General features: G+C 53.3%; 10 protein-coding genes. 4 read left to right on the forward strand and 6 right to left on the reverse strand.

Features of this window, described 5'->3' with window-relative positions; all coding sequences use genetic code 11:
- Positions 1 to 49 precede the first annotated feature (49 nt).
- The 3 genes from cadB to hmpA all read right to left on the reverse strand — a co-directional run bounded on the left by cadB (position 50) and on the right by hmpA (position 4,658).
- Entirely contained in the window at positions 50 to 1,381 is a 1,332-nt protein-coding gene (cadB, locus tag ACLJRU_RS08050) for a cadaverine/lysine antiporter (RefSeq protein ID WP_000100008.1), read from the reverse strand.
- A gap of 360 nt (positions 1,382 to 1,741) precedes the next feature.
- The gene (gene cadC / locus ACLJRU_RS08055) at positions 1,742 to 3,286 is read right to left on the reverse strand and encodes a lysine decarboxylation/transport transcriptional activator CadC (RefSeq protein WP_023235144.1); all 1,545 of its coding nucleotides are present in this window, start codon (positions 3,284 to 3,286) and stop codon (positions 1,742 to 1,744) included.
- 181 nt (positions 3,287 to 3,467) lie between these two features.
- Complete coding sequence (gene hmpA, locus ACLJRU_RS08060) at positions 3,468 to 4,658, reverse strand: NO-inducible flavohemoprotein (protein WP_000883151.1); 1,191 nt, start codon at positions 4,656 to 4,658, stop codon at positions 3,468 to 3,470.
- Positions 4,659 to 4,982: 324 nt separating this feature from the next.
- Between hmpA and glyA the strand changes: the two genes are divergently transcribed.
- Positions 4,983 to 6,236, forward strand: coding sequence for a serine hydroxymethyltransferase (glyA, locus tag ACLJRU_RS08065; RefSeq protein WP_000919178.1), 1,254 nt, complete (start codon positions 4,983 to 4,985; stop codon positions 6,234 to 6,236).
- A gap of 195 nt (positions 6,237 to 6,431) precedes the next feature.
- Positions 6,432 to 7,571, forward strand: coding sequence for a 3-phenylpropionate MFS transporter (locus tag ACLJRU_RS08070; RefSeq protein WP_001173729.1), 1,140 nt, complete (start codon positions 6,432 to 6,434; stop codon positions 7,569 to 7,571).
- On the opposite strand, the gene csiE is transcribed toward ACLJRU_RS08070, so the two are convergent.
- On the reverse strand, positions 7,566 to 8,843 hold the full coding sequence (gene csiE / locus ACLJRU_RS08075) for a stationary phase inducible protein CsiE (protein WP_023235143.1): 1,278 nt from the start codon (positions 8,841 to 8,843) through the stop codon (positions 7,566 to 7,568). The genes ACLJRU_RS08070 and csiE overlap by 6 nt on opposite strands.
- A 125-nt stretch (positions 8,844 to 8,968) precedes the next feature.
- Between csiE and ACLJRU_RS08080 the strand changes: the two genes are divergently transcribed.
- Together ACLJRU_RS08080 and ACLJRU_RS08085 are read left to right on the forward strand one after the other, a co-directional pair.
- Positions 8,969 to 9,607, forward strand: a complete 639-nt coding sequence (locus tag ACLJRU_RS08080; protein WP_001540629.1) for a DUF1007 family protein — start codon at positions 8,969 to 8,971, stop codon at positions 9,605 to 9,607.
- Positions 9,598 to 10,584 (forward strand): nickel/cobalt transporter, encoded by a 987-nt coding sequence (locus ACLJRU_RS08085; protein ID WP_000111006.1) that lies wholly within the window; start codon positions 9,598 to 9,600, stop codon positions 10,582 to 10,584. The genes ACLJRU_RS08080 and ACLJRU_RS08085 overlap by 10 nt, the downstream gene beginning before the upstream one ends.
- Here ACLJRU_RS08085 and asrC read toward each other — a convergent pair whose 3' ends face one another.
- On the reverse strand, positions 10,585 to 11,598 hold the full coding sequence (asrC, locus tag ACLJRU_RS08090; RefSeq protein ID WP_000020685.1) for a sulfite reductase subunit C: 1,014 nt from the start codon (positions 11,596 to 11,598) through the stop codon (positions 10,585 to 10,587).
- Between the two features lie 10 nt (positions 11,599 to 11,608).
- Complete coding sequence (gene asrB, locus ACLJRU_RS08095) at positions 11,609 to 12,427, reverse strand: anaerobic sulfite reductase subunit AsrB (RefSeq protein WP_023235142.1); 819 nt, start codon at positions 12,425 to 12,427, stop codon at positions 11,609 to 11,611.
- Positions 12,428 to 12,429: the final 2 nt, after the last annotated feature.

Consider the following 12,429-nt stretch of genomic DNA (forward strand, 5'->3'; position numbering starts at 1 on the left):
TACGCTATAGCAGGTGACGAAAGGGGCTTTGAGAAAAAGGAGTTAGCGGTTAAAGCGCTTCAGCCGTATTGTTGTCGCTGTCGTTGTTCTGGCGCTGGTGCATTTTGCGACCGTAGAACATCAGGATGATCAGACTGACGATAAAGGTGCCGGAGAGTTCGAAGGAGCTGGCGCCCATCAGTGCGATGAAGCAAAATGCGCAGCCCAGTACAGAACAAATCAGGCTTACCGAGTTACGGATGTTGAACCCTTCGAAGCGAATCAGGTCAACACAGGAGTAGAAGTACGGCAGCATGGTAAGCAGTACGGCAATCCCGGTCAGTTCGCCGAACAGGTCGGACGCTTTACCGCCGCTGGAGTTCATGATGGTGATCAGAATCATCAGCGCCGTCATTTTCACCGCAGCCAACAGCAGACCTTTTTTCGGAATACCGTTTTTATCCATTTCACCGTAAATTTTCGGGAAGTTGCCGTCGTTGGCGGCGCGAACCCCAGCCTGGCCGACCAGCATCATCCAGGAGCCCAGAGACGTCAGGCAGGCGAAAGCGGTAAAGGCGGAAACCAGCGGCGCAGCCCAGCCACCCAGAATCGTGGAGGTACTGATAGCGAACGGCGCGCCGGAAGAGGCCATAACGGAAGCTGGGAACATCCCGGCGATAACCTGAGTCGCGGCGATATAGATGATGCCTGCCAGCGCGGTACCCAGCATGGTTGCCAGCGGTACGGTGCGTTTCGGGTTTTTCACCATGCCGGTGCTGACGGCGGCAGACTCAACGCCAACGAACGCCCACAGGCAGAGCAGAATACTTTTAACAATGGCGTGAGAGTCGGTCGTCGTAGACGTGTTCCAGTTCGCGTGATAGGTCGCGATATCGAACCAATGCCAGCCGGCGACTGCGGTCAAGACTACCGGGATCAGCACCAGGAATAGGCCAATCGTTGTCAAACGGCTGACCCAGGCCCCGCCCAGCATATTAATAAAGGTGAACAGCCAGACGATAGCAATACAGGCAATACCTGCCGGTATTGGATTATTTAATGCCGGGAAGAACGTAGAAAGATAAGAAACAGCGGTAATGCCGATGGCTAAGTTACCAATCCAGTTTGCGTGATAATAAAGAACGCCGGTCTGGAAACCAAACGCCGGAGATATTTCCCCAGCATAAGCGATAGGGCCACCCTGTTGAGGGTTTTTGGTTGCCAGCCTCGCATAAACATAAGCCAGCGACATTGCCCCAATAATAGAAATTACCCAGCCCCAGATGGCAATGCCACCAATACTGGCAAGGTTGGCGGGTAATAATGCAATCCCGCTCCCCATCATATTACCGGCAACGACGCCAGTACAGGCAAATAGCCCGATCTTTTTGACAGAACTCATGTTCATTTCTCCTGAGCTGTATTTTTAAGAACCGGGCTTATGCTTCATATATGATGCGTGCCCGTTCAACTGTCGACAAGATTAACGATTGGGTTGAGATAAGTCCTAAAGAAAAAGTGAAATAAACACAAACATGAAAAAACTGATAGATTGATTTTTTTGAATTAACATATAAATATCATGAAAAATATCATGAAAGGATAAACATCGTTTAATTACAAAGAGTTATATTTACATATCTTTGCGATGAATATGTTGCCAAAATTAACATAAGCTATTTTGGGAAACATGTTTTTCACAAAATAAAAGCGAAAAATTTAATATCTTTTCGCTTTTATTCGTCATGGTTCAGCGTTAAATTTAATCTTCTGCCAGAAAACTATTCAGATAAGGGACAATTTTCTGAACGGATGTCTGAAATACGCCATTTTCGATCCAGTACAGCGTGTTTTCACCTGGACGTAAATTAAAGGCGGTCAGATAGGCATCAGCGGCCAGACGATTCTCACCTTTCATTTCGTAAACTTTCCCCAACAGGACATAGTTAAACCACGACATTTCAAGCTCGATGCTTTTATTGATTTCCTCATACGCTGCATCGATATCACCTTTGCCTAACAGATCAACGGTCTTGATTTTATAATAAACAGAGGTTTTCTCAACGCCCGGAATTTGATCTATTTTTTTAAACTCTTCGTTCAGCGCAGCCACTTGTTCTTTATCAAACGGCTGCTGTGATTGCCGTAATACATCTACCAGCACTTTATATTCATAGGCATAGTTGAAATCAGGCGTTTCCTTAATAATGCCATTCAGAATATCGCTGGCTTTACTTAGCGCCTGCGCATCGCCGCTCAGAATAAGCTGGCGCGCCTCATAAAAACGCATCAGCGCGGTATTTTGCGGCGTTCTGAACAGGGCCAGTTGTTCTCGCATACGATCAGGCCAGGGCTGTGTTAAAACGAAAGACAGGCTATTAAACAGATCATCCTGGATGGACAACTGGTTAGTATTGGTGACGAAATAACGCTTATCCAGCATGGTTGAACCATCGGCGTTATCAATGAGCACTACAGACATAAAGCACTGCTGCGCCCGATAGTGGCGCTGATTGACAAACTGAATGGTTAACGTCTTACCGGAGCTGCTTGGCTCATTAACCCGGTAATTAGTTTTATCGTGCACCATAAAGGTCGAGTAGGTGTTCAGCAGGTCGGTGATTAAGCCGCCCAGACCGATGGCGTAGGACTCCTGCGAGACCCAGTTATTACAGGAATTGCCGCCTTCAAAACGAACATCTATATCTCGTGGGTTAAGTAATAACCGCGTTTTTGTTACCGCGGCATTATGATCTACCACCGACATCACGATAAACACCACCAGCGTCGCCAGCGAGAGCAGGAACATCACCCACGTCCAGAAAGCGGCGATACGCGGCTTTTTCGCCTTTTTAGTCGGCGTTTGCAAAGAGGCGGGCGGCACAGGCGTAGCGGCAGTAGCCCCCTCTGTCGGTTCTGCATTCGTTGCTGCGATCGGCGGCGGCGGCGACGTTGATGAATTATCGATCTCATCGCTATTTTCTTCGCACCAGATAACCGGCGCCGTCAGCTTATAGCCGCGTTTAGGTACGGTAACGATGTATTCAGCATTGCTGTCTCCGCCATCTCTTAATGATTTGCGTAGTTCAGAAATGCTTTGGGTGACAACATGGTTGGTCACGATGGTGCGCATCCAGACATGATCAATAATGTTATCCCGGCTTAACACTTCATCCGGATGATGCGCAAAATACATCAGAAGATCGATCAGCCGTGGTTCAAGAGTAATCTGGCGTCCCTGACGACTGATCTGATTAACAGAAGGTGTAACCAGCCACTCTCCAATGCGTACAACAGGTTGCTGCATAAAAAGATGCCCTAACGAGCTAAGTCAAACGTTAATAATAACACGATTTGCACAGACTTTTTTTATTCCCCTTTTTTGTAAAAGAAAGGCATAAAAAGCAGCGCAATAAGCAGGGGAACGGGGAGGAAAACGGGCGTTCGCCTTAACGATAACGCCCGTTTTTTCAGAGGATTTCTTGCAATTACAGCACCTTATGCGGGCCGAAGCATTCGTAATGAATGTTTTCGTTATTCACGCCAAGTGAAACCAGTTGTTTTGCGGCAAACTGCATAAAGCCTACCGGGCCGCAAAGATAGAACTGCATTGCCGGATCGCTGATCGCGGCTTCCAGTTTGCTTAAATCCATCAGCCCTTCGCTGTCGAAGAGGCGTTGGGCGCGATCGGCCTCAGTCGGCTCGCGGTACCAGGTATGGGCAGTGAAACGCGGCAGTGTACGGCCCAGCTCGCTCACTTCGTCGGCAAACGCATGAACGTCGCCGTTCTCCGCCGCGTGGAACCAGTTCACCTGCGCGGTATGCTGTCCTTTCGCCAGCGTATCGAGCATCGCCAACATCGGCGTCTGGCCGACGCCAGCGGAAATCAGCGAAACGGGGGTATCAGCGGCGACATTCATAAAGAAGTCACCTGCCGGCGCAGCCAGATGCACCACATCGCCCACGCTGGCGTGGTGGTGTAACCAGTTTGATACCTGGCCGCCGTCTTCACGCTTCACGGCAATACGGTACCCTTTGCCATCGGGTTTACGGGTCAGTGAATATTGGCGGATCTCCTGATGCGCAAAACCTTCCGGCTTCAGCCAGACCCCTAGATACTGCCCGGGACGGTATTCCGCCACCGTACCGCCGTCGACTGGTTCAAACTCAAAGCTGGTGATCAGTGCGCTACGCGGGGTTTTTGCAACGATGCGGAAGGGGCGCGTGCCTTCCCAGCCGCCGTCTTTGCTGGCGTTCTCGTGATAAATCTCGGCTTCCCGATGAATAAAGACGTTAGCCAGTACGCCATAGGCTTTGCCCCACGCGTCCAGCACTTCCTGGCCCGGGTTGAACATTTCGTCCAGCGTCGCCAGCAGATGCGTCCCGACGATGTTGTACTGCTCCGGCTTAATCTGGAAGCTGGTGTGCTTCTGCGCGATTTTTTCTACCGCCGGCAGCAACGCCGGTAAATTTTCGATATTGCTGGCGTAGGCCGCGATAGCATTAAACAGGGCTTCACGCTGATCGCCGTTACGCTGGTTGCTCATATTGAAGATTTCTTTGAGCTCCGGGTTATGCGTAAACATACGGTCGTAGAAGTGGGCGGTCAGTTTCGGTCCTGTTTCAACCAGTAGGGGAATGGTGGCCTTTACTGTAGCGATGGTTTGTGCGTCAAGCATACGTGCTTCCTTTATGTGAAAATCTAATGATGTATATCAAATACATCTTATAAAAATACCCTTGCATTGTAAATGGATCTTCTCTGCTTTACGTTATGGATGTAACAACGTGAAAAATCTGCATCACAAAGCTGAAAAGAAATCCGTTGAAATTCGTCAGGCTCTCGTTCAGGAAACCCTTATCTGGCGCATAGGTAATCGTTTGCGTAAAAACCTTTGTCAAGACCTGTTATCGAAGAATGATTCGGTTATACTGTTGGCCGAAGTCCCACGGACTGCCTTTTCAGGCACAAATTTTATTGTTAGCTGAGTCAGGAGATGCGGATGTTAAAGCGTGAAATGAATATTGCCGATTATGATGCCGAGTTGTGGCAGGCTATGGAGCAGGAAAAAGTACGTCAGGAAGAGCACATCGAACTGATCGCCTCCGAAAACTACACCAGCCCGCGCGTGATGCAGGCGCAGGGGTCTCAGCTGACCAACAAATACGCTGAAGGTTATCCGGGCAAGCGCTACTACGGCGGTTGCGAATACGTTGATGTCGTAGAGCAGCTGGCTATCGACCGCGCGAAAGAACTGTTCGGCGCTGACTACGCTAACGTGCAGCCGCACTCCGGTTCTCAGGCTAACTTCGCTGTTTACACCGCGCTGCTGCAGCCGGGCGACACCGTTCTGGGTATGAACCTGGCGCAGGGTGGTCACCTGACTCACGGCTCCCCGGTTAACTTCTCCGGTAAACTGTACAACATCGTACCTTACGGTATCGATGAGTCCGGTAAAATTGACTATGACGAGATGGCGAAGCTGGCCAAAGAGCACAAGCCGAAGATGATTATCGGTGGCTTCTCTGCCTACTCCGGCGTGGTTGACTGGGCAAAAATGCGTGAAATCGCTGACAGCATCGGCGCATACCTGTTTGTCGACATGGCGCACGTGGCGGGCCTGATTGCCGCAGGCGTTTACCCGAACCCGGTTCCGCACGCTCACGTTGTCACCACCACCACCCACAAAACCCTGGCGGGTCCGCGCGGCGGCCTGATCCTGGCGAAGGGCGGCGATGAAGAGCTGTACAAAAAACTGAACTCCGCCGTGTTCCCAAGCGCGCAGGGCGGCCCGCTGATGCACGTGATCGCCGGTAAAGCGGTAGCACTGAAAGAAGCGATGGAGCCGGAGTTCAAAGTTTACCAGCAGCAGGTGGCGAAAAACGCCAAAGCGATGGTAGAAGTGTTCCTGAACCGCGGCTACAAAGTGGTGTCTGGCGGCACTGAGAACCACCTGTTCCTGCTGGACCTGGTGGATAAAAACCTGACCGGTAAAGAAGCTGACGCCGCGCTGGGCCGTGCTAACATCACCGTGAACAAAAACAGCGTGCCGAACGATCCTAAGAGCCCGTTCGTGACTTCTGGTATCCGCATCGGTTCTCCAGCGGTCACTCGTCGCGGCTTCAAAGAAGCGGAAGTGAAAGAGCTGGCTGGCTGGATGTGTGACGTGCTGGACAACATCAATGATGAAGCCACCATTGAACGCGTGAAAGCGAAAGTGCTGGATATCTGCGCCCGCTTCCCGGTTTACGCGTAAGCGCTTGTGTTGTGAAAATGGCCCGATGGCGCTGCGTCTGTCGGGCATTACTTATGCGCCATAACGTGACGCCGCCGGAAGTCATTATCCGGCGGCGTTGCCGTTTGAACTTCTCCCTCCGCCTGTTAACCTTATGTTACCCTTGCCAGCGCAACCGTTTACCGCCAGACTATCGCCTCCAAACGGGAGGGAATCATGGCATTGCATTCCACGCGCTGGCTGGCGCTCAGTTATTTCACCTACTTCTTTAGTTACGGTATTTTTCTGCCCTTCTGGAGCGTCTGGCTCAAAGGTCTTGGGCTAACGCCGGAAACCATCGGTCTTCTGCTGGGCGTGGGTCTGGTCGCGCGTTTTCTCGGTAGTCTGCTCATTGCGCCTCGCGTAAGCGATCCTTCGCGGTTGATCTCCGCGCTGCGCGTACTGGCATTGCTGACGCTGGTATTTGCGCTGGCATTTTGGGCAGGAACGCATGTCGCGTGGCTAATGGTGGTGATGGTTGGGTTTAACCTCTTCTTTTCACCACTGGTGCCGCTGACCGATGCGCTGGCCAATACCTGGCAAAAGCAAATTACCCTGGACTATGGTCGGGTGCGGCTGTGGGGGTCCATCGCCTTCGTGATAGGGTCGGCGCTGACCGGTAAGCTGGTGAGTTTATACGATTACCAGGCGATTCTGGCGCTACTGACGCTCGGCGTCGCCTCGATGTTGCTGGGTATGTTGTTACGTCCCAGCGTGCCGCCGCAAGGGGAAAGCCGTCAGCAGGAGAGCGCAGGCTGGCCCGCCTGGCGTACGCTGGTGGCACAAAGTTGGCGTTTTCTCGCCTGCGTCTGTTTGCTGCAAGGGGCGCACGCCGCCTACTACGGTTTTAGCGCCATCTACTGGCAGGGGGCTGGCTATTCAGCATCGGCGGTCGGCTATTTATGGTCGTTGGGCGTGGTGGCGGAAGTGATCATTTTTGCCCTGAGTAAAAAGCTATTCCGCCGGTTTAGCGCCCGCGACTTGCTGTTGCTTTCCGCTGTGTGCGGCGTGGTACGCTGGGGACTGATGGGCTGGAGTACGGCGTTGCCGTGGCTGATTGTGATACAAATTCTGCACTGTGGCACGTTTACCGTTTGCCATCTGGCCGCCATGCGCTATATCGCTGCGCGTCAGGGAAGCGAGGTGATTCGTTTGCAGGCCGTCTATTCCGCTGTGGCGATGGGCGGCAGTATCGCGATTATGACGGTATTTGCCGGTTTTCTGTATCAACATCTGGGCGGCGGCGTATTCTGGATTATGGCGCTGGTGGCATTGCCCGCTATCTTCCTTCGGCCCAAAGTGGTTGCCGCGTCATGATTCTAGGATCTTGCGGATCTGCTGCTGTTGGTGCTCTGTGAGGGCGCGATCCGCATGAATTAATGGCGGTGAGAAGAGCGGTAGCGGCGTGGCGTAAGGGGTAACAATCAGCGCTACGCCGCGCGGGCATCCCTCTTTTTGAAACGTCTGGAGCGATATCCGTCTGATATTCAGCGGCAATAGGGTCAGTTCACGCAGTTGCTGCTCAATATGCGTCTCCAGCGCATCATTTTTATCCGCTAACAATACGATCTGTCTCTCATGCAAATCGTTATCCTGCATCAGCCAGGCGCCGAAAATCACTGCCACCAGCCCCGTCTCTTCCTCGGAAAAGTGGATACCATATTCGGCTTCAAACCCGGCGAGCGCCTCACGTGTGGTGCGAACCAGACGCGGATAAAGACGGTTGAACTCTTCCGGAAGCGTATTATCGATGCCAATCGTGAATAAACTTCGGTTCAGCGCCTGGGCGAGATGGACATAGAGCTGATCGTTAAGCCCTTGTTCGTCGCTGAAGCGTACGTTCCCTTTTTCTCGAAAGCGCAGCACCAGCCGCGCCACCTCCAGTCGCAGTTGCTGCGCCCGTTGATGCGTGTCGCGAATCGGGTCGGGGAGGCGAATCATTGAAAACAGTAACGCCATAAACAGCGCTTCATTGAGCGGTGCGGCCTGCATCACGTGGCGCTGCCAGTGACGACCAATTTCCTGGGCGAGTGGATATTCCGCGCACGACTGCGCCCAAATCTGCTGTACAGGGTTGAATTCCGGGGTGATGCCGGCATGGTGTTGTAGCAGACAATACTGTAAAAAGAGGCGCAGGAACTGCACGTCGCGATGTTCAAATGGTTTTTGCAACCGGCGGGCGCACAGATTGATGAGCGCGTGCAGATTAATATCGTCATACAGCGGACGCGCGATACCGCGCTGCTTTAGCGCGTTTTTTAAGGCCGGGGTAAACTGTTGCGTGACGAAGGTCGGGCATAAACGCAGGCCGCGCCTGAGCCAGTGTAAAAGGCAAAGGCGCTGATCGAGTGCTGTACCTTCGATCCGATAGCAACCGTTCTGGCATGTTGTGATGGCAAGGCGATGATAGCGCTGGATCTCCAGGCTTGTCTCAGTGATATCCTCACGGGCAGTATCATCATCAACGCCATTAAGCGCGCTGAAGATTTCCACCGTGGCAATTGGCTCCGGCTGGAAAAGCGTCAGCAATACCTGACAGCGGCGCTGGGGAGCGGAAAGTACAGATGGTGGGGCAATTGTCGGCATCATCTGTCAGGTCTCCCGTTAGTTTGTCTGGTAAGGATAGCTAAAGTTTGCGTGTGAAAAATGTGATAAGCGTGCTTTTAGGCCAGGAATGCTGAGGAGTGTCACAGAATTTTTATCGCGAGGAACAGATGAAGCCAGTGAAACGCAGCGCCTTAACACTATTTCTTGCCGTTTTATCTTTCGTGGCGGCGGCGCATCCGCATAGCTTTATCCGTCTGCAAACGCAGGTGGTCAGTGAAAATGAGCAATTTGTGGCGTTAAAAATGCGCTGGACAATGGACGCGCTGACGTCCGCAGATCTGCTGTATGACGCCGGAAACGCGGCACCGGGGTCAGAAATATGGAAAAAGTTGGCGGCGGAAGTGATGGCTAACGTACTTGGGCAGCACTACTTTACAGAAGTGTGGCGCAATGGCGCGAAAGTGAAGTTTAAAAACAGGCCGACAGAATACGGTATGACGCGTGACGCGCATCAGGCGGTATTGACCTTTACGCTACCGCTGGCTGAACCGCAGCCGTTAAGCGGACAGACTTATACCTTTTCAACGTTTGATCCCTCTTATTATGTCGATATGCATTATGACCAGGCCAGCGATATCACGATGCCGGAACCGCTGCGCGAAAAGTGTCGGATTCAGGTTTATACTCCTGCGCCCGGCGAAGAGACACTACGTTTCGCCCAGTCGCTGGATAAAGAGGACGCGCCGCCGGAGGATATGGATTTAGGTAAACAGTTTGCCCAAACGGTGACCTTGCAATGTCAGTAATTTTTTCTCAACGCGCTCCGGGGCGACGCTGGCTCTCGCTGTGGCCATTGGCGTTATTCCTGCTGCTGATGCTGGTTGGCGGTCTGTGGATATGGCAGGCCTGGCCGCAGGTGATGTTGAAAAGCGCTCTTTGGCAGCGGGACGTAAATCAGCAGTTGAGCGCGCTGCTTAACGCGGTGGCGACGCATCCTGAGCGGGCGGGCGGATCGTTGCTTCTGCTGAGTTTTATGTATGGCGTGCTTCATGCGCTGGGGCCGGGACACGGCAAAGTGGTGATCGCGACATGGCTGGCGACGCATCCTTCGAAGCTGAAATCAAGTATCGTGTTAACCCTCGCCGCCGCGTTATTACAGGGGCTCGTGGCTATCGGGTTGGTGGTGGGCGTGCTGACCGTATTGCAACTTCCGGCCAGGCAGCTCCATCTGAGCGGCTTCTGGCTGGAAAAGGGGAGCTATGCGTTAGTTGGCGGGCTGGGCATCTTGCTGTGCTGGCGGGCCATAAAAAGGTTACGCGCGCTGCTACGTAAACCTGTCTTTATCGCTTTTACGCCGCGCCATGTTCACCATGAAAAATGCGGCTGCGGACATCAGCATTTACCGACGCAGGAACAATTGCATAGCGGCGATGACTGGCGCGCGCGACTCATGATCGTACTGTCTATGGGGATGCGGCCCTGTTCCGGCGCGATAATGGTGCTGTTATTCAGTAAAGTGATTGGCGTTTTTAGCTGGGGAATGGCGTCGGTACTGGCAATGGCGGCGGGAACCTCGCTAACGATTACCTCGCTGGCGTTGCTGGTACACACTTTTCGTGCTCTGGCGGTGAAGCTCAGTGGAAACAAAGCGCCAGCGTTATGGCGGCAGGTAGGCTGGTCAACGCTGGCGCTGGCCGGAGGGGTCATACTGCTTGTCGCGGCGCTGGTCATGTGGTTTAGCGTGCCGCAGCCTGTGGGCGGGCTGCGGCCATGGCGTGGTTGATTAGTGTCCGGCGGGTTTGAGATGCATCCGCGCGACGGATTCGTCTTCGGCCCAGTAAATGCGTTCGGCGACCATCGCTTCCGGATTGAGCTGAACGCCGCGCAGTACCCGTTCTTTAAAACGCAGATAGCCGCCTTTGTCGATCAGATGGCCCATATGTAGATAGATCGGTTTTCCGCCGAGCATCTCTTTTTCAAATTCATACAGGTTAACGATCACCTGCTTTATCACATCTTCAGTCACCCAGTTGAGGAAGAGCTTGCCGACGCGCGGCGTCTTTTTACTGGTGCGTCCGCCCAGACGGACTTGCCAGAGCTGATCCGGCTTACGTTGCCAGGCCAGCGTCGGACAGGCCAGCACGCACTCGCCGCAGCCGATACAGGCGGACTCTTCTTTGACCGCTTTGCCGTTCTTCAGCGCCAGGCAGCCTACCGCGTGGTGACTACAGGCCTTCACGCAGGCGCCGCAGCCGATACAGCGATCGGCAGTGAAGCGCATTTTCGCCACGCCAATAATTCCCAGATCGGCCATTGACGCCTTCGCGCAATCATTCGGGCAGCCAACGATGACCGTTTTGAGATGATAAGGGCTGGGATAGACCAGTTTTTCAAGACGACGGGACAGACCGGTCGTGTCAGTGTTGGCTTTCTGGCAAATGCGGTTCCCCTGACAGGCGACAATATTTCGCCCGCCAATAGCGAGATAGCCCGCTTTGGTATCCTCAACCTGGACGTCGCACAGTTCTATTTCAATCTCGCGAAGAAATGGCTCCAGCGCAGCGTTCACGTTGTCGATATCTTCGTAACGGATACCCGGCATCGCCAGCTTCTGGCGGGTAGTGAGGTGAATTTGTCCGTTGCCCCAGGTTTCGGCTATGTCACGCGCCACCGTTAGCAAATGCGCGGGCAAAATACCGCCGGGAATGCGGACGCTGATCATGGCTTCGCCGCGCACTTTTGACAGGCGATATTCGTTTTTCGCACGGGCTTTAATGATATCAATATCAATGCTCATGGTGTTCTCCTTAATCGGCAAAACGTTGCGCGACGGCGTAGTTAAATATCGGGCCGTCGGTGCAGACATACACTTCGCCCATACGGCAGTGGCCGCACTTCCCGACGGAGCAGGCCATCCGGCGTTCGTAGTCCACCCAAATTTGCTCCGGCTTGAGCCCTTTTTGCAGCAGCATTTTTACGGTAAAGGTAATCATTATTGGCGGCCCAACGACGATGGCCTGCATGGTGTCGATATCGCTAAGCGTCATGTCGGCAAGCCGATCGGTCACCCGACCAATCTGGTAACGGTCATCAGCCTCGCCTTCATCCAGCGTGAGCACCAGATTATGTTTGCCGCGCCACGTCGCCATTTCTTCTTTGTACAGCACGCAATCGCGATTTTTATAGCCGAGAATCATATCCAGTTGACCAATTTCCTGGGGATTCTCAACGAAATAGCGCATTAAGCCTTTCACCGGCGCGACGCCCGTGCCGCCTGCGACAACCAGTAAGGGTTTATGGCGCAGCGTATCGACCGGATAGCCATTGCCATAGCAGCCGCGTAGCCACACGTTGTCGCTTTCTTTCAGCGTAAAGAGGGCGCTGGTCACTTTTCCGACATTACGAATCAGCAGATCTATCCAGCCGTCGCCGTAGTCGGAAACGGAGATGGGCGCTTCGCCGACGCGCGGCAGCGACACCTCAACAAATTGCCCCCAGTGCGCGGGAAAATCGACGGCCACGCGGAAATTCCACTCCAGCGGCGTGTGGCGAGTAATACTGAGGATGCGGTACGCCGCAGGCAGCAAACTGTGCTGCGGTTTATCATGACAGGAACAATGTGACATGC

Origin of the sequence: Salmonella sp. SAL00653, assembly GCF_046552515.1 — a bacterium.
Lineage (GTDB): Bacteria > Pseudomonadota > Gammaproteobacteria > Enterobacterales > Enterobacteriaceae > Salmonella > Salmonella enterica.